This window comes from Pseudoduganella sp. jia 9 (assembly GCF_055502615.1).
Map to the genome: position 1 here is coordinate 1 of NZ_JBUPWE010000028.1, position 17755 is coordinate 17755.

Sequence of the window (17755 nt, forward strand, 5' to 3'; positions counted from 1 at the left end):
GTTGAAAGCGGCATGCGTTCGGGCGAAATCGATCTCGCGCTCGGCTATGTTCCCGGCCTGTCCAGCGACTGCCAGTCACAGACACTGTTCCACGACGAGTATGTGTGCATGCTCCGTTCCGGACACCCGGAAGGCAAGCGGGCATTGACCCGCGAAGCGCTGGGGCGCTTGCGCTATGTGGTCACCGACAGCGGCGCGACTGGGCATGGCCTGACCGAGAAATGGCTGGGCCAGCTGGAGATCCAGCGCAATGTCGTGCTCAAGCTGCCGCACTTTATCGCCGCGCCGGAGATCGTGCGCAGCACTGACCTGGCCTTGATGTTCCCGCGCAGCATAGCGGAGCGTTTCAACCGGGGGCGTGCCTACCGCCTGCTGCCGCTGCCCTTCGACTTGCCTCCGATCGAGGTCAAGCTGCATGTGCATCAGCGGTTCGCCGCGGATGCCGGCATCGCATGGCTGCGCACGGCGATCGCGGAAATGTTCGGTGCAACGCGTGCCGCGGGACCGGCGTAGTCGCCCCTGCGATGCATTCTTCGCCTGACATGGCGAATGCGCGGGCGCTTCGCGGCGGCCCGGCGCAAGGCGTCAGTCATTTCAGTTGAACCACTACGCGGCGGATAAGGAAACTTGCTGCCGTTTGACCAGGAGCTCGCGTGAGCGACGACTACTATTTTTATCAACCGGCGCAAGGGCACGGCCTGCCGCACGATCCCTTCAACGCCATCATCGGTCCGCGTCCCATCGGCTGGATATCGAGCCGCAGCGCGGAAGGGGTACTGAACCTGGCGCCCTACAGTTTCTTCAATGCGTTCAATTACGTGCCGCCCATCATCGGCTTTTCCAGCCAGGGCCGGAAATATACGCTGCGCAACATCGAGGCGACCGGCGAATTCGTGTGGAACCTGGCGACGCGCCCGTTGGCCGAAGCCATGAACATCACGTGCGCCCCGGCGCCTCCGGAAGTGGACGAGTTCGCACTGGCCGGCCTGACGCCCACTGCTTCGAGCGTGATCGCAACGCCGCGCGTGTCGGAATCGCCTGTTGCCTTCGAATGCCGCGCCACGCAGATCATTCCCCTGCAATCGGCCGCCGGTGCCGAGACGGGCAACTGGCTGGTCCTGGGTGAAGTAATTGGCGTACACATCGCACGGCACCTGCTGAAGGAGGGCATCTACGACACTGCCGGCGCCCGCCCGATCCTGCGCGGAGGCGGGCCGGCGGACTATTTCGAGATCACGCCTGAACAGTTATTCCACATGCGCCGACCGGAGTATCCGCCCGGCCGGTAGCAATATCGGGCGTCTTTCGTCCGATCGGCGATCTCTCCGTGAGGTCAGGAGGTGAGTCGGTAGCAGCCAGCAGAGCAGTTCGCAGGACGGTTCTAACATGAACGATCTGCCGGGCTGGCTGATGCTGTCTCGGGTTATCGGTAATCGGCTAATCGCTATCTGGCAAGCGGAATGCCAAGGTTCCTTGATGTCGCGACCTGACAAATTGCTGAGCGATAATTTGTCGTCATGAGAGATTCAGAGCTCATAGTCGGAGCGACTCAGCAGTCATGGTATTTCGAATGATATCCGGACGGTAGGGCCCGCCTGTTTCGCTATCGAATTCAACTAGTTGTCGAAACCCATTGATAGTCGAGTGGGAGTAGACGGATCAGGGTGTAATGTGTCTCTAGTTGTCGAATAATGGCACCAGGTGGAGCCATTATTTTTGGGCTTTGAATTACGCCAAGCGAACAGGCGCGGACCGTGCCATTCAGCGCAATCTAGTGCACCAGATGCAGCGGTTCTGTGACCGCTCCATATTTGGGCATGACATGTACCAGCCGCCCGCCCATCAAATCGGCACCGACCGCCCAGATCGACTTGCAAAAATCCCGGCGCCAGCCATCGCCAGCACACTGGCGGCATCCCCGTCGTTGCAACCAGATGTGCCGTGGATCTCGGTTGCCACGTGCGCATCGTTGCCCTGGAAGAGCCAGTGCCGGGCATTGCGCGCCCTATAGACGATGCACTGATACCCGGCCAGTTGATCCGGATGTGTGGGTTCCCCGTGGCGCAGGTAGTCCGGTAAGGCGCGCAGCACGCGATAGCTGGGCGCCACATGGCGCACCAGGCGGTCATGGTGCTCGGCTTCGACAAGGGGCGAGTGTCGAACCGCACTATCAACGAGGGGCGCGGGTTGAACCGGGTTGTTTATTTCCGGGAAGCCGTCCGCGACCATTGAGTGGGAGTGGCCGGAGCTCGCCGAGAACCGATTTTGGACTGGTAAGCAAGGGCCGTTGATCACACATGTCATTGATTAACGGCCTTTTGTTTCCCGCAATGTCGGCCATCACCCCAATGGATTCGCAAGCCATGCACTAGCGATATGCGGTTTGTCCGCCAACATTTTTTACTTGTGATCGTTTTATTGCAAAACTATGACCATGGTAAAGCGTAGACCCCAAACCCGCCGACGCCGTGGAGGAAGCCGCAGGGCAGCCGCTCGATCAGCGTTTGCTGCTGAGTCTGGTGGGCTACAACGTGCGGCGCGCCTACCCGACAATCATCCCGCATTTCGACGAACGGATGGGCAAGCTGCAACTGCGCGCCGTCGATTTCGTCGTGCTCAGCCTGCTGAACGCGAATCCCAACATCACCCAGTAGCGCCACGGCCGTCTCCACCGCCAAAGCAGCAATTGTTATGAGCAATAACTAACCTGCTTGAACGACATCGCGTATTCGTTATAGTATATAAATATTAAATTTCATATGCACTTAGGAGGCCAGGATGATTTGCGAGAAACAGCTTACGCCGCTGTCGGGCATTCGCATGGGGCGGGACGTGGCTGGGCGGAGAGAGCTCCTGGTGCTCGCTGCCTGCGCCGCGCTGGCCGGCGCCGCGCACGCCGCCGGTCCTGTTGAGACCAGCGAAGGCAGGCTGAAGGACGGCACGCCATACCGCCTCGATATGCCCGAGCGCTGGAACGGCGCCGTGCTGGTCGGCCTCGACTATGCCAGCGCCGCGCCGGGTCCCGAGTCCCTGGCGCTGCAGGCCGAAGGCTACGCGACCGCTGGCACCACCCGCACGGTGACAGGCTGGAAGCTGCACCAGGCGGCCGCCAACGCGATCGAGACCCTCGACCTGTTCGAGGCCAAGTACGGCAAGGCTGCAATGCCGATTCAGTTCGGCCAGTCGCAGGGCGGCCACATCGGGGCGGTGTCGATGCAGGCCTACCCGAAGCGCTGGGCCGGCGCCATGATCCGCTGCGGCGGGCTGTCGGGGGCGGTCGGCCAGTGGCAAGGCAAGCTGGATGGATTGTTCATTGCCAAGGTCTTGCTGGCGCCGGAGTCCGGCCTGCCGGTGACCGGCATCCCGGACGACTGGCAAACCGGCGCCTGGCCCGCATGGACCGCAATGCTGGAAGCGGCTGAGAAGACGCCGGCCGGGCGCGCCCGCATTGCCCTTGCGGCGCGGATCGCGCAGCTGCCCGAATGGTCGGATCCGCGCAAACCGGAACCTGCTGCGAGTGACGACGAGGCGCGCGCGCGGGGCCTGGCCGACAGCCTGGTGCGTGGCCTTCTGCGCCAGGGCATGGGTAGCCGTCACCAGCTCGAGAGGCTGAGCGGCGGCAACGTCAGCGCCAATACCGGCGTCGACTACGGCGCGCTGCTGGCCGCGGTAGACCGCGACGGTCTGGTGCGCCGCATGTACCGCAAGGCGGGGCTGTCGCTCGACCAGGACCTGGCCGCGCTGGAGCGGGCGCCGCGCCTGCGCGCCGATCCGCAGGCCCTGGCCTATGTCGCGACCAGCGTGTTCGACGGCGACCTGGCGATGCCGGTGCTGACCATGAATGCACTTGGCGACGCGATCTCGGTGCCGGCCTCGCAACACGCGTACCAGCAGGCCGTGCAGCGGGCCGGCAAGGGCGCGCAGCTGCGCCAGACCTATACCCACAGCGCCGGTCATTGCGCCTTCACCCCGGCCGAGGTAGTGGCGGGCGTGCATGCGCTGGTCGGGCGTATCCGCAGCGGCAACTGGCCCGACACGTCGGCGCGCGGCATGACGGCGCTGGCCGGCGCCACCGGGCTGGGCGCATCGCACTTCGTCGACTATGCGCCGGCGCCGTTCCTGCGGCCCTACGACGCGTGCACGCTGCTGGGGACCCTGGAGGCGGCCAGCACTGCGCCGTTCGCCCTTCCCGGACAGGTCTTGCCGCGCTGCATGGCGACGCAACCCATCCGTACAAAATAACGCTGCGCTTTTGCGCCGCGCGAGGCCCCGGCGATACCGGCGCCGCGCGACGCAGGGGGGCGCGCACCTGAATTCTTCCTTTTCCTGCCCTCCTTCGCGGGCAGGGTCCTCTCGCCCCGGCTTAGCGATTCATCGCGGCAGGTGGCCGCCACCCGATCCTTGTTACGCTCATCCGCTTATGGCACATAACCATTATTGTGAACCGCAAAATCGCTGTGAAATCGCAAAAAGTATTTGCAATCGCTGGAAATCGTTATAGGATATAAACAATAAGATTTATAACCATGATATGGAGACGAACGTGCCTAGCTACCCATCCACCCGTTCCGGCGCTGGAGTGGCCGAATACCGCTGCGCCCGCGGGGCCACGCGCCAACGCATGACGGTGATCGCCTTCGCTGCTATGTGCCTGGCTTGCGGCATTCCCGCAACGGCGTTAGCCCAGAGCGCGGCCGACGCATCGGCTGCGCCCGTTCCGCCATCCGAACCCGTTGCCACTGCCGCGCCCCAAAAAATACAGGAGGTCGTGGTGACCGGCTCCAGCATCCGTGGCGTAGGCGCGGTCGGTTCGCCCGCGCTCTCGCTGGGCCGCGATGCGATCGCAGCCAGCGGCGCAACCAACAGCAGCGACATCGCCCGTACGTTGCCGCAGGTGATCAGTCTGGGCGCGGACGAGAGTCGTCTGAGTGGCGCCCAGGACGCCTCGGCCAATACCACGCGCACCTCCGGCATTAACCTGCGCGGCATCGGCAACGAAGCCACGCTTCTGCTGGTTAACGGCCGCCGCGTGGCCGCCAGCGGGGTCGTCAAGTCGCTGTCCGATCCAAACCAGATCCCTGCGGCCGCGATCCAGCGCATGGAGGTGGTGCTGGACGGCGCGTCGGCGATCTATGGTTCGGACGCGGTGGCAGGCGTGGTCAACATCATCACCCGCAGCAACACCGATACCGCCGAAACATCGGTGCGCTACGGCCACGCCGACGGCATGAACCACAAGATCTTCAGCCAGACCTTCGGCAAGACCTGGGACGAGGGCAGCGTGTTCGTGGCCTACGAGCACAACGACCGCAGCAGACTGTCTGCCAGCGCGCGCCCGTTCTTTTCGAACGACCTGCGCCGCTACGGCGGCACCGACCAGCGCTCGACCCAGTCGGCGCCCGGCAACGTGCTCATCGGGACGACCATCTATCCGATCCCTGCTGGCCAGAATGGCGCGAGCCTGACCCCGGCCCAGCTGGTGGCCGGCACCGGCAACCGCTTCGACGCCGGCGCCTTCGGCGACTACCTTCCGTCGCAGAAGCGCGATACCGTCTACGGCAATGCGTTCCACCGCTTCAACGACCGCCTCGAAGTGTTCTACGAGGGCCTGTATTCCGAACGCGACTACAACCAGGTGGTGGCGCCGGTCGGCTCCAACCTGACCGTCCCGAGCACCAGCCCGTATTTCGTGCGTCCGGCCGGCTCGCCACCGGCCACCTCGCAGACCGTGGCCTACCGTTTCCTGTTCGACGACGTCGACCTCAACCTGGGCGGCACGGAGAAGAACACGCTGAACACGGTTGGCCTGACCTATTCGTTCGACAACGGCTGGCAGGCCAACAGCTCACTCACCTTCGGACGCACCAAGGGTTTCGTCCACCGCGTGGGCCTGATCAATACGCGCGCACTGGCGGTGGCGATCGCCAACGGCAGCCTCAATCCATTCAGCGCGGTTGCCGGCAGCAATCCCGGATTCCCTGGCGTGGTGGCCTATCGGGAGCAGAACGCGATCAATACCGAGGCCGCGTTTGCCGTCAAGCTGGACGGCCCGCTGTTCAGGATTGCCGGCGGCGACGTCCGGCTCGCGGTCGGCACCGAGGCGCGCCACGTCGAGTTCGAGCAGGGCCTGCTGCAGAACGTCACCACTCCTACCCCGACGCCGGCCTTCTCGGAACTCCAGAACAGCAGGCAGGTCAAGTCGGTGTACTCCGAGCTGTTCGTGCCGCTGATCGGCAGCGCCAACGCAACCTCCTGGGCCAGGCGCCTCGAACTGTCGCTGGCAGCCCGCTACGAGCGCTATTCGGACTTCGGCAGCACTACCAATCCGAAAGTGGGCGTGCGTTGGGCGGTCAACGACAAGTTCAGCCTGAATACGACCTACGGCACCTCGTTCCGTGCGCCTTCGCTGGTGGACAATCTCGGCTCGCTGTCCAGCCTGTCACTTACCAACATCTTCGTCCAGAACTTTACCGACCCGACCGCGCCGGGTGGCGTGCGGCGCGGCATCCTGGTGAACGGCGGCAATCCCGACCTGAAACCGGAAGAGGCGAAAACCTGGTCCTTCGGCCTCGACATCAAACCCGTGCGCGGCTGGAACCTGACGGCCAGCTACTACAAGATCAACTACACCGACCGCATCGACGTGGTGCCAGGCGCCGTGCTGGCAGAAGAGGCGCTGTTCGCCTCCTACATCCAGCGCAACCCGTCGGCCGCCACGGTCAACGCCCTGTATGCCAGCCCGAACCTGCAAAGCCCGCCGGAAGCGCCGGGCAACATCGGCGTCATCGTCGACGGCCGCCGCAGCAACTTGGGCAGCCTGAGGCAGCAGGGGCTGGACCTGGATAGCCGCTACACCTTCAATAACGCGTACGGCAACTGGCTGCTCGGTTTCAACGTCGCCAAGATCCTGAAGCTGGAACGCTCGAGCGTGCCAGGCCGCCCGTTCGTGGATGCCGTCGACACTCTCGGCAACCCGATCAGCCTGCGCATGCGCGCCAACCTCGGCTGGAAAACGGGCAACTGGAGTGCCAGCGTGTTCGCGAACTACACCGGCGACTACACCAACACGGCGCTCGTGCCGAACACGCGCGTGCCGAGCCAGACGACCACCGACCTGACGGTTACCTACACGTTCGACAAGGGCGTGCGCTATGGCCTGGGCGGCGTGATCGTGTCGGCTAATGCCCTGAACGTGTTCGATCGCCAGCCGCCGGTGGTGATCAACGGTCAGAGTGCCTGGGATTCGCAGATCGCTTCCGCCGTCGGCCGCTTCGTGTCGCTGTCGCTCACCAAGAAGTGGTAACAGGGTCGGCATCATGCGGATACCGATCCCGACACTGTTCATGCGCGGCGGGACGATGCGGGATCATTCCCACGCCGGCGTGAAGAGCTTCTGGAGAAGCTTGAGCAACTGGGCACGCTCTGCATCGGAGAGTGCCGCCGTCGCTTCCGCTTCGAGCGCGCCAACGCGTTGCTCGGCATGCGCGGCCATGCGCGCTCCTTCCCTTGTCAGTACCAGGGTCTGGGAGCGCTTGTCGAGCGGATTACGCTGGCGCACCAGCAGCCCGCGCAGTTCCAGGCGATCGAGCAGGATCGCGAGGTTGGGCGGCGACACATTGATTGCGCCGGACAGGCGCTTCTGCGTGATGTTCGGATTCGCGAGCAGCAGGCTCAGGACGGAGAAGTCGACCGCTCGCAGGTCGAGTTCGCTCATGCGCTCGTGGAACAGCGGCATGATGGCCAGGTACGCGCGGCGACAGTTGTAGCCAACCAGGCTCAACAGCATCTCCTGGTTAAGGGGCTGCTCGGCGGCTTCCTGGACGGCGTCGACGAACTCTTTTTGCTTTTTGGTCGGCATGGCGGCGAAAGTGAGTGAAGCCCAGCCCGTTGGGCGTGCTGATCCTGATTATGTGCGGACAGCATTATATGCAAGAACCGGGGTATGGGATGCCGTGCGGGGATGCCTGCGGATTTTCTTGCCTGACTGCGATGGTTGGTTATGGGACCACGCGTCGTGGCGGGCTTCGACTTCCACACCGGCGCCCATGGATTTTCGCTTTGCGTTCCGGTAGAAAACAATTATGCGATATAACCAATATAAGCAAAAACTACATTCTGGAGGCATGGCATGACAGGCACTTCCCGCTGCAGCGCAAACCATACTTCCGGCTCCTGCGCCAGTCCGATGACGCTTGGCCCCGCGGACCGGAAGGAACAGTCATGAGGAGATCCGGACTGGCAGTCGTTCTGCTCGCGGTAATGTGCGCGGCCGGCACGGCGTCGTTGGCCGCTGCGGCGTCGGCCCCCCCCGCGCCCTCAGGCGCCTTCGGCAAGCCCTTGCCTGCCGCGCTGAACGAGGTCGTGATGAGTTCGATGTACATTCCGATGCCCGACGGGACCCGGATGGCGGCCGACATCTACCGCCCGGCAAAGGACGGCGTGGCCTTGCCCGGCCCGTTCCCGGTGATCTACCACGCCACCGCGGCACGACAGCGCATGAAGGACGCGGATGACCGTTCCGGTGCCGGCGGCTTCAGCCTGCAGATGATCCAGCTCGCCAAGCACGGCTATGTCTACATGCAGGTCGAGCGGCGCGGCATTGCAGCTTCCTTTGGCGTACGCCGCGGCTACCACGACCGCAAGGAAGCTGCCGACTCGCAGTACCTGATCAACTGGGCCGCCACCCAGCCCTGGTCGAACGGCAAGGTGGGCGGCTTCGGCTGCTCGAACACCGGCGACGCCGCCATGCATTTCCTGACCATGCCGAGTCCGGCCCTGAAGGCCGTGTTCGCGGGCTGCTTCAACTGGGACAAGTACAGTGGCGGCTTGCGCGGCGGAATCCTGGCCAACTGGGGGACCGGGCCGCAAGGCAGCTTCGAGCAGGACATGCGGTCCACGCCAGTCGACGGCGACGGAGACAAGGTCCTGCTCGCCCAGGCCGCGCGCGAACACGCCGCCAACACCAATCTGCTCGAGCTGTGGAGCGGGATGCCGTTCCGCGATTCGGTATCACCGCTGACCGGGAGCAGGTTCTGGGAAGAGGGCAGCATCGGCACTTATGTCGACCAGGTGCGGGCGTCGAGGGTCCCGGTCTACGTGCAGGGCGGCTGGAACGACGACTTCCGCGGCCAGGGGCTGATCGTGCTGGAAAACCTGCCGCAGCCGACGAAACTGATCATCGGACCTTGGGGCCACTGCGAAAGCAGGGATTTTTCCATGACCGCCGAGGCGTTGCGCTTCTTCGACTACTGGCTCAAGGATGCCAGGAACGGCATCATGGACGAGCCGCGTATCCACTACACCACCGCGAACGTGCGAGGCATGCCCTATGGCCACGAATGGCGTACCGCAGAAAAATGGCCGCTGCGCCCCGCGCGCAAGACCCGTCTCTACCTGGGCGCGCCCTCGCGGCTCGCGCCAAACGATCATGCCTTCGGGACGGGTTCCCCCAGCGCGACGGCTGCTCCGATCACGTTCAAGGTCGACTACGAGCCGCTGCCTTGCCCGCACGGCAACCGTGTCCTGGGACCGACCTGTCCGCAGGACAGCAAGGGCCTGACCTTCACCAGTCCGGTGCTCGAGGCCGACACCGAAGTCACTGGCTTCCCGGTGGCCGACCTGTGGGTATCGACCACCGCCACGGATGGTCCCCTGTTCGCCTACCTGGAAGACGTGGCCCCGGATGGCGGGATCACCATGGTGAGCGAAGGACGCCTGAAGGCCTCCTTGCGCAAGCTCGGCACGGCGCCCTACAGGCTGCCGGATGGCATGCTGTGGCCGACCTACCTGGAAGCCGATGCCAGGCCGCTGGTGCCGGGCCGGCCGGTGCGCCTGCAATTCGACCTGATGCCGGTGTCCTACGTATTCCAGGCCGGCCATCGCTACCGCCTGACCCTGACCGGCGCCGACCCGCGCGAGAAACTGCGCGCGGTGCGCGACCCTGTCCCCAGCTGGACCATTTACCGGGACACCGTGCACGCCTCGCACCTGGTGCTGCCCATCGTGAAAGGAAATCCATGACAAGCCTGATGATGGTCGGAGACCTGGTCCTCGACGAACCGGACCCGGACTTCTTCTTCGAGCCCACGCGCGCGGTTTTGCTCAGTGCAGACCTGCTGGTCGGCCATGTCGAGACGCCGTACACGCTGCGCGGGACCGAGCTGCAGTCGGACATTCCGGCGGAAGCAGCCGACCCGGGCAAGATCGCCGCGCTGGCGCGGGCCGGCTTCCATGCCGCCAGCCTGGCCGGCAACCACGTCTACGACCGCGGTGCAGAGGGCATCGAGGACACCATGGCTGCCCTGCGCGGGAACGGGATCGCGTCCTTCGGGGCCGGCCAGAACCTGGTCGAGGCGCGCCAGCCGGCGGTATTGACGCGTAACGGCCTGCGCTTTGGCTTCCTGAGCTACAACTGCGTCGGCCCCAGGGACTCCTGGGCCGGGGCGGGCAAGGCCGGCTGCGCCTACGTCCACGTGCTCTCGCACTACGAGCAGGAAGGCGCCAATCCGGGCGGGCCGCCCCTTACCTATACCTTCGCTACGCCGGCCACGCTGGAGGCGATGCAGGCCGACATCGAGCTTCTTCGCGCCGAGGTCGACGTGCTGGTGGTTGCCCTGCACAAGGGCTTGGTGCATACCCCGGCCCAGCTGGCGATGTACGAGCGTCCGGTGGCGCGCGCCGCCATCGAGGCTGGCGCCGACATCGTGGTCGGTCACCATCCGCACATTGCGCGCGGCATCGAGTTCCACGAGGGCAGGCCGATCTTCCACGGCCTGGGCAATTTCGTCACCGTAACCCGCGCCCTGAATGTCGAGAAGAATGCACACCCGGCGCGCCTGGCCTGGGCAGAGCGCCGCCGCAAGCTGTTCGGCTTCACCCCGGACCCGGAATGCGCGTGCTATCCATTCCACCCGGAATCGCGCAACACCATGATCGCCGACTTCCGGATCGGTGCCGGCGGCCGCGTGAGCGCCGGCTTCCGGCCGGTCTGGATCCGCCCCAGCGGCCAGCCGGAGGTGCTCGGCGACTGCGAGCGTGGCCGTGCGGTGGCTGCCTATGTCGAGAAAATCACCAGCGAGGCCGGGATGAAGGCGCAGTTCGCCTGGGACGGCGAGCGCGTCGTAGTCACCGATCCGCGCGCGCAGGCGCAGAAAGGAATGAACGCATGAGCCCACCCGGACCGCTTGACGCCCTGCGCCGGGCCTATGACGAGCGCCTTGCCGGCGCGACGCGCGCGCGCGCAGCCGGCACTCCCGTGGTGGCCTATCTCGGCAATGCTACCCCGGTCGAACTGATCGTCGCAGCGGGCGCCCATCCACTCTTGATGAGCGGCGACCCGCGCGAGGATACCCCGCTGGCCGAGCGCTTCCTGGACGACGACTTCGACGGCGACCTGCGTTCGGTGTACCAGCGCGTCGTCACCGGCCACTACAACCTGGCCGACCTGATCGTCATCCCGCGCAGCTCGAACGGTTACCTCTACCTGTACTACTTCCTGCTGGAGACGCGCCGCATGCTGCCGGAGACCACGTTTCCCGAAGTGGTGCTGTTCGACGTGCTGCACACTCCCTACCTGTCTACCGGGCAGTACGTACTGGGGCGGCTGGCCGCACTGAAGACCCGGCTGGAGAAGCTGGGCGGGCGCGCCATCGACGCGGCCGGGCTGCGCCAGGCGATCGCCGTCGTCAACGGCAGCCGGGCGGCCCTGCAGGCGCTCAATTCACTGCGCCGCGAGGGCCGGATTGCGGGCGCCGACATGCTGCGCGCCACCGGCGCCGCGGGCTATGCCGGGCCGGCCGCGGCCGCGGCCATGCTGCGCGATGCCTGCGATGAGGTCGCGCGCATGCCGCTGCGCACCGGCATGCGCCTGATGGTCAAGGGAGCGCCGCACGACAATGCCGCGTTCTACGAGTTGGTCGAGTCGCTGAACGCACATATCGTGGCCGACGACCATGTCAGTGGGGAACGCAGTTTCGAGCACCTGGTGGACGAAGGCATCGAGCCGCTCGCTGCACTGGCGCAGCACTACCATTTGCACACGCCGGGCATCCGCTCCTTCCCCCAGGCTGCCCAGGACCGGCGCTTCGTGGAGATCGTCGAGCAGGCGCGCGTGGAGGGCGTCGTGTTCTTCCACGACGAGTTCGACGACACCCTCGGCTGGGATTATCCGGAACAGAAACGGCTGCTGGAGGCGCGCGGGATCCCGGCTGTCCTCCTGCAGCGTCAATCCTATCGCGCGCCCGACCGCGCCGCCCAGCAGGCGGCGATCCGGGCGCTGCTCGAAGAGAGGGTGCCATGAGCAACGAACCCAACCCGCAGGACGGGCGCCTGCGCTCGACGCTGCTCGCGAACCAGCACCAGAAAGAGGACTTCATCGGTTTTCGCAAACGGGTGCTGGAAGGGGGCGAGCCCTACGTGATCTCGGATGCCGTGGCGCCGGCCGAGATCCTGCACGCCATGGACATCCCCGTCGTGCCCGTGGTGTGGTACTCGGCGATCGTGGCCGCAAAACAGCTGTCGCCGCACTATTTTTCGGTGATGGACAGGCTGGGCTACCACGAACGCCTGCCGCGCTACACCAGCCTGCCGCTGATGACCACGCTCGATACCGATTCGGGCCTGGCGCCGTATGGCGGCCTGCCCAAGCCGATGCTGTTCCTGAACCGCTTCCGCGACGACTATGGCCAGCGCATCATGGAGAAGTGGTCGCAGGCCTACGGCGGCGTGCCCTGTTTCCCTCTCGAGTCGAGTTCAAGCACCGTCCTGGGCGAGCGCTGGTGGACCCGTTCGCACCACGACTGGGAAGCCTTGTATGAGACTCATCGCCTCGACTTCCAGGTCGATCAGCTCAACGCCCTGGTACGCACCGTTGAGACGCTCAGCGGCCGCGGCTTCGATCATGCCGAGTTCGTGCGCCAGATGGACCGGATCAACGAGGCTGGCGAGATCGTGGAAGAGGTGCGCGACCTGATCGCCGCTGCCCGTCCGTGCCCGGTGCCGCTGACCGAACAGCTGGCCAACGTCATGGCACCGACCTGGGACCGCGGCAGTGACTGGTCTGTGAAGCACTTGCGCGCCTACCGCGACGAGGTCCGGGAGCGCATCGCTGCCGGTGTCGGTGCCTGCAGCAATGAGCGCATCCGCCTGCTATGGGTCGGCAACGGCCTGTGGTTCAACACGAAGTTCTACCGCGCCTTCGAGGAGAAATACGGCGCCGTCTTCGTCTGGTCGATGTACTCGAACTTCCTCTCCGATGGTTACCGCCGTTACTTCAGCGCTGAGCCGGGCCAGGCAATGCGCGCGCTGGCTTCGCGCCACGTCAGCATGAACGAGCAGTTGCACGTGCCGCCATGGATGGCCGACTGGATCATCGAGCAGGCCCGCATCTACGGCGCCGATGGCGCGGTGATGCTGACCCCGACGCACGACCGGATGGCCTCGTTCGGCAACCGCATGACGAAAGTCGCGCTGGAAGACGCCGGCATTCCAGTGGTCGAGCTGAAAGCCAACATGGTCGACGCCCGGCTGTGGGACGACGCGGCCATGACCCTCATCGTCGAAGAATTCATCGCGAACCGCATTCAAGCAAACAAGCAGAACTAGGAGACCAGCATGCAACAAAATACCGACAACCTTCCGCGCCCGCTCGAGGGCGTCACCGTGCTGGACCTCACCACGGCGCTCGCCGGTCCCTATGCGACCCTGCTGCTTGCCGGCCTGGGCGCGCGCGTGATCAAGGTCGAGAACCCGAGAAATCCGGATTCGGCCCGCACCAACTCGCCCTACCTGGGCCGCGATGGCATTAAGGTGGCGAAACAGCACGAGGACGACCTGTCGCTCGCCATGCTGGAACGCGGCCGCAACAAGGAAGCCATCACGCTCAACATGAAGCACCCGGAGTCGCGTGCGATCTTCTTCGATCTGGTGCGCAACGCCGATGTGGTGGTGGAGAACTACAGCGCCGGGGTGGCCGACCGTCTGGGAATCGGCTACCGCGCCTGCAGCGAAGTCAATCCGCGGATCGTGTTCACGTCGATCAGCGGCTTCGGGGCCAACGTCAACCCGAAGCAGAACAAGGCGATGGACAACATCGTGCAGGCGATGAGCGGCATGATGCTGGCCTCCGGGAATGAAGGCGATCCACCAGTGCGGGTCGGCGTCCCGTTCGGCGACCTCACCGCGCCCCTGTTCGCCACCATCGGCACCCTGGCCGCGGTGATGCAGGCGCGCGCCAGCGGGCAGGGCCAGCACGTCGACGTCTCGCTGCTGGGAGCCCTGAGCGCGCTGGTGGCGGCCGAACCTTTCGACATGATGGTCAAGCTGGGCCGACCTACCCGGTCCGGCAACTTCATGGCGCGCCTGGCCCCGTTCGGCGTGTTCCCCACCAGCGACGGCTACATCTCGATCTGCGCGCCGAAGGACGAATTCGTGGCCGGCCTGTTCCGCGCCATGGGCCGCGAAGAGCTGCTGGCCGATGATCGCTTCGGCGGGCGCGACGCGCGCGTGCGCAACCACGTCGCGCTGCACGACATGATCAGCCAGTGGACCCGCACCATGACGACCGCCCGGGCAGCCGACCTGCTGGCCGATTTCGAGGTGCCGAGCGGCCCGGTGCGCAACCCCGCCGACGCCATGCGCGACCCGAATCTCCTGATGCGCGGCGAGACCACCAAGCTCGAGCACCCGACCTATGGCGCCGTGGAAGACATCGTGGTCGGCGGCCTGCCGATCCGGATGTCGGGTTCGTTCACGGGCTTCGACAAGCCGGCGGTGACGCTGGGCGCCAGCAATGAGGCAGTGTATCGGGAATTGCTCGGCTACAGCGAGGAACAGTTCGAGCGGTTGAAGGCTGACGGTGCCATCTGACAAAGCACGATCAAAAACATCCAAGGAGACACGAACATGATGGCAGACAACGCAGGACCGGCACTGGCGCCCCAGAAGCGCTGGGTCATCTACTACCTGGCGACCGTGATCGCGATGATGGCGCTGCAGATGTCCAGCCTGGGCTTCGCGCCGCTGCTGCCGGCGATCCAGCACGATTTCGCGATGAGCTTTTCGGAAATGGGGCTGTTCACCGGCGTGTACGGACTGGTGGCGCTGGTGGTGAGCATCCCGGCCGGCATCCTGGCCAAGCAGTACGGCGAAAAGCGCATCCTGATCATCGGCATGGCGATCCTCGCCACGGGCCTGTTCGGTCTCTCGGTGGCCGAAAGCTTCGGCCAGGGCCTGACCGCGCGCGCCCTGTGGATCTTCGGCTATCGCCTGGCCTTCGTGTGCGTGATGACGGCCATTGCCCTGACCGCGCCGCCGCACCTGAAAGGACGCGCGATGGGCGTGCTGGGTGCCTGCTCGGCCCTGGCCACGGTGCTCGGTGCGCCGTTCTGCGCTAGCCTGGCTGAAGCGTGGGGCTGGCGTGAAGCCGTGATGGGCTTCGGCGGCATGACCATCGTTGGGTTGGTCGTGTTTTCGATGTTTTACCACCAGCGGCCGGAAGTGATCCAGAAAGGCGGCACGAAAGGGCAGGGCGCCTTCTCCGCTTTCAGATACCCGATCGTATGGACGATTCCACTCCTCGGCCTGACCAATGCAGGCGGTTTCGCAGCGACCTTCTTCCTGCCGTCGGTGCTGAAAGCCGACTTCGGGCTCGGCGCATCGGATGCCGCGGCCGTGATCAGCATGTCCTACATCCTGGCCATCGTCTTGAATCCGCTGAGCGGCTACCTGGCCGACCGCTTCAACCGCTGGAACGTCCTGGCCGGCATGATGATCCTGATGATCCCTGCCTGTCTCGCGATGACCTCGCATAACCTGCTGGTGTTCGAGGTCGCCTCCGCCTTGCTGATCTCGCTGGGCCTGGCCTCGACCAACCAGCTCTACCCGACCATTTCGGAACTGATGCGCGGGCGAGACGTGGGCCCGCTGATGGGGATCACCGCACTCGGTGGCGGTATCTTCGGCTTTCTCGGGCCACAGGCGCTGGGCTGGCTGCGCGACTGGTCGGGCGGCTTTCACGCCGGCTGGTACGCGCTGACCGGAGCGGCGATATTCTCCGCGGTGCTGATCCTGTTCCTGAAGAGCTACGCGGAGCGCCAGAACGCGCGCCTTGCGGCGGCGCTGAAGGCGGCTGCGGCGTCTTGAGGGCGCGCGTGCCAGCATGCGAATGCATGCGCCCAGCATGGGCGCACTCTTGCGAGCGCAGGTCGCACTGCGCGCGGTGCAAGCGCAAGACTTCATGACGGCGCATTGGGCGCACCTTCCGCACGAGTTGCCGGGGCCCGGCGTCGAACCGCATCCTCTACCAGGTGCGTGGGCTCGATCGCGTCGTGTATGACACCTCGGGTAAGCCGCCGGCGACGATCGAGTGCAGCGATGACCTGCTAATTACACGTACCGCCAACGATGCAGGCACGGAGCATCGGTGCCGGCGTGTGTTGGACGAATGGCGCGGCAATCGGTGGCCATGCACCGGTGCCCAGTCTTTCCCGTATCAAGTCGACCGAGGCGAGCATGTCGGCGGCAGAGAAATCGCAGTGTCCGGGTTGTGCGATCCACCTGGAGCTGAACTGCTTTGCTGGCACCTGCCGATCTGCAGCTTGCGCGTAGTTATCCTGGAGCGACGGTGACGTCATTCCATCCCCGATTTTTTGTACCGCCAACATCGGTATGCCCGGCTTCCCGGTCGGTGTATAGAAGCGCTTCATGTAATCGACAGCGGCAGGGTCAGCCTTGATGCGCGGCGCGTGATCCAGCTTCGACAGGTCATCGTCAAGGCTGAGACCTGCTGATGTGTACAGCGCCTCGACCATGGGCAAGCGTCCCGAACTCGCGAGTTGCTTGCGATAGTCCGTGCCATCGTTCCAGGAGAAGATTCCTCCAGCGCGCAATTCCTGGTCTGCCCGGGGTAAAAACACTCCCATGACGAAAGTTTTTGCTATTTCCTGCTGCTGCGTCGCGAAATCGGTAGCGGAAGGGCGCGCCGATGCACTGGTCCACCCGGGGATCCCGGCCAGCACGCCGGCCAATGCAACCCGCGCCCGGCCGGCGGCGCTCATTTGCGCTTCGGCGAGCACAGCGGCGACTCTGGCGCCATTGGCCCGGTCGTCACGTGTACGCACCAGTGCGATGTTGCTCTGGGGAGCCAGTAAGGTCTTGAATGCGAAAGCGCCGTCAAGGGCCATATTCATCATGCCCACCGCTCCAGCCATCGAGCTGCACATGCTCAGGGCGCCATCAAGCTTGTCTGCATGTTGTTCGGCAAGCGCCGTGGTCACCAGGCCACCCATCGAAAATCCCCACGCGATTACCTTGGCGGGTTTCCCGATGCGTTTGCGCACTTCCGCCAGTGTATCGACCTGGTCGGCAATAGCTTCTTCGACTGACCAGCCGGTTTTTGCGTAGTCGGATGCGACGACGCCGTATCCCTGTTCAAGCAGTGCGAGACGTACGTTCCCGGGCGCTTCCTGAACTTCGGATGCCCGTTTCGTCGCATAGCCGCGGCTGTAGAGCAAAAGGATCTTGTTCCAGTTGATCGGGATGGTGGCAGACCAGGTGGCGCCGTCGGGCAACGTTCCCTTGAAGGTTTGAGGCGCTGGCGCGGTCTGCGCGGATGCAAGCGTTACTGTAGCGCTGGCCAAGGCAACTGCAAAAAATTTCACGGTCAGTTTTTGAATCGTCATTTGTTTTTCTCCAGCATGGCGTTGGGCTGGTGCGGAACACGGCACATCATTCCTCCACCGGGGCAAGCGTATGACCG

14 protein-coding genes and 1 pseudogene are annotated in these 17755 nt (G+C 64.7%); 12 read left to right on the forward strand and 3 right to left on the reverse strand.

Annotated elements, in window-relative coordinates:
• Positions 1-513: LysR substrate-binding domain-containing protein (locus tag ACY34H_RS27945; RefSeq protein WP_464980693.1), on the forward strand; the 513-nt coding region annotated here is incomplete at its 5' end.
• A gap of 140 nt (positions 514-653) precedes the next feature.
• Positions 654-1289, forward strand: a complete 636-nt coding sequence (locus ACY34H_RS27950; protein WP_464980694.1) for a flavin reductase family protein — start codon at positions 654-656, stop codon at positions 1287-1289.
• A 553-nt stretch (positions 1290-1842) separates the two neighbouring features.
• On the opposite strand, the gene ACY34H_RS27955 is transcribed toward ACY34H_RS27950, so the two are convergent.
• Positions 1843-2229 (reverse strand): LysR substrate-binding domain-containing protein, encoded by a 387-nt coding sequence (locus ACY34H_RS27955; RefSeq protein WP_464980695.1) that lies wholly within the window; start codon positions 2227-2229, stop codon positions 1843-1845.
• 275 nt (positions 2230-2504) lie between these two features.
• Between ACY34H_RS27955 and ACY34H_RS27960 the strand changes: the two genes are divergently transcribed.
• From ACY34H_RS27960 to ACY34H_RS27970, 3 genes are all read left to right on the forward strand, one after another.
• Positions 2505-2654, forward strand: coding sequence for a hypothetical protein (locus tag ACY34H_RS27960; protein ID WP_464980696.1), 150 nt, complete (start codon positions 2505-2507; stop codon positions 2652-2654).
• A 202-nt stretch (positions 2655-2856) separates the two neighbouring features.
• Complete coding sequence (locus tag ACY34H_RS27965; RefSeq protein WP_464980697.1) at positions 2857-4242, forward strand: hypothetical protein; 1386 nt, start codon at positions 2857-2859, stop codon at positions 4240-4242.
• Positions 4243-4771: 529 nt separating this feature from the next.
• Complete coding sequence (locus ACY34H_RS27970) at positions 4772-7303, forward strand: TonB-dependent receptor domain-containing protein (RefSeq protein ID WP_464980698.1); 2532 nt, start codon at positions 4772-4774, stop codon at positions 7301-7303.
• A 63-nt stretch (positions 7304-7366) separates the two neighbouring features.
• Here ACY34H_RS27970 and ACY34H_RS27975 read toward each other — a convergent pair whose 3' ends face one another.
• Positions 7367-7858 (reverse strand): MarR family winged helix-turn-helix transcriptional regulator, encoded by a 492-nt coding sequence (locus tag ACY34H_RS27975; protein WP_464980699.1) that lies wholly within the window; start codon positions 7856-7858, stop codon positions 7367-7369.
• Between the two features lie 362 nt (positions 7859-8220).
• On the opposite strand from ACY34H_RS27975, the gene ACY34H_RS27980 reads away from it, so the two are divergent.
• From ACY34H_RS27980 to ACY34H_RS28010, 7 genes and pseudogenes are all read left to right on the forward strand, one after another.
• Positions 8221-10020, forward strand: coding sequence for a CocE/NonD family hydrolase (locus tag ACY34H_RS27980; protein ID WP_464980700.1), 1800 nt, complete (start codon positions 8221-8223; stop codon positions 10018-10020).
• Complete coding sequence (locus ACY34H_RS27985; protein ID WP_464980701.1) at positions 10017-11168, forward strand: CapA family protein; 1152 nt, start codon at positions 10017-10019, stop codon at positions 11166-11168. Before ACY34H_RS27980 ends, ACY34H_RS27985 begins: the two co-directional genes overlap by 4 nt.
• Positions 11165-12298 carry a 2-hydroxyacyl-CoA dehydratase gene (locus ACY34H_RS27990; RefSeq protein ID WP_464980702.1) on the forward strand — a complete coding sequence of 378 codons (1134 nt, stop codon included), beginning with the start codon at positions 11165-11167 and terminating at the stop codon, positions 12296-12298. Before ACY34H_RS27985 ends, ACY34H_RS27990 begins: the two co-directional genes overlap by 4 nt.
• Positions 12295-13602 carry a 2-hydroxyacyl-CoA dehydratase gene (locus ACY34H_RS27995; RefSeq protein WP_464980703.1) on the forward strand — a complete coding sequence of 436 codons (1308 nt, stop codon included), beginning with the start codon at positions 12295-12297 and terminating at the stop codon, positions 13600-13602. The genes ACY34H_RS27990 and ACY34H_RS27995 overlap by 4 nt, the downstream gene beginning before the upstream one ends.
• 9 nt (positions 13603-13611) lie before the next feature.
• On the forward strand, positions 13612-14865 hold the full coding sequence (locus ACY34H_RS28000; RefSeq protein WP_464980704.1) for a CaiB/BaiF CoA transferase family protein: 1254 nt from the start codon (positions 13612-13614) through the stop codon (positions 14863-14865).
• A 36-nt stretch (positions 14866-14901) separates the two neighbouring features.
• Positions 14902-16140: an MFS transporter gene (locus ACY34H_RS28005; protein ID WP_464980705.1), complete on the forward strand. Its 1239-nt coding sequence runs from the start codon at positions 14902-14904 to the stop codon at positions 16138-16140.
• 61 nt (positions 16141-16201) lie between these two features.
• A pseudogene (locus tag ACY34H_RS28010) lies at positions 16202-16364 on the forward strand (GMP synthase (glutamine-hydrolyzing)); the annotation flags it as partial.
• 15 nt (positions 16365-16379) lie between these two features.
• Here ACY34H_RS28010 and ACY34H_RS28015 read toward each other — a convergent pair.
• Entirely contained in the window at positions 16380-17678 is a 1299-nt protein-coding gene (locus ACY34H_RS28015) for an alpha/beta hydrolase (RefSeq protein ID WP_464980706.1), read from the reverse strand.
• Between the last annotated feature and the right edge of the window lie 77 nt (positions 17679-17755).

Coding starts and splice junctions, on each gene's coding strand:
- ACY34H_RS27955 (WP_464980695.1), bottom strand. CDS start 2,229: ATGGTCGCGGACGGCTTCCCGGAAATAAACAACCCGGTTCAACCCGCG.
- ACY34H_RS27975 (WP_464980699.1), bottom strand. CDS start 7,858: ATGCCGACCAAAAAGCAAAAAGAGTTCGTCGACGCCGTCCAGGAAGCC.
- ACY34H_RS27980 (WP_464980700.1), top strand. CDS start 8,221: ATGAGGAGATCCGGACTGGCAGTCGTTCTGCTCGCGGTAATGTGCGCG.
- ACY34H_RS27985 (WP_464980701.1), top strand. CDS start 10,017: ATGACAAGCCTGATGATGGTCGGAGACCTGGTCCTCGACGAACCGGAC.
- ACY34H_RS27990 (WP_464980702.1), top strand. CDS start 11,165: ATGAGCCCACCCGGACCGCTTGACGCCCTGCGCCGGGCCTATGACGAG.
- ACY34H_RS27995 (WP_464980703.1), top strand. CDS start 12,295: ATGAGCAACGAACCCAACCCGCAGGACGGGCGCCTGCGCTCGACGCTG.
- ACY34H_RS28000 (WP_464980704.1), top strand. CDS start 13,612: ATGCAACAAAATACCGACAACCTTCCGCGCCCGCTCGAGGGCGTCACC.
- ACY34H_RS28005 (WP_464980705.1), top strand. CDS start 14,902: ATGATGGCAGACAACGCAGGACCGGCACTGGCGCCCCAGAAGCGCTGG.
- ACY34H_RS28015 (WP_464980706.1), bottom strand. CDS start 17,678: ATGACGATTCAAAAACTGACCGTGAAATTTTTTGCAGTTGCCTTGGCC.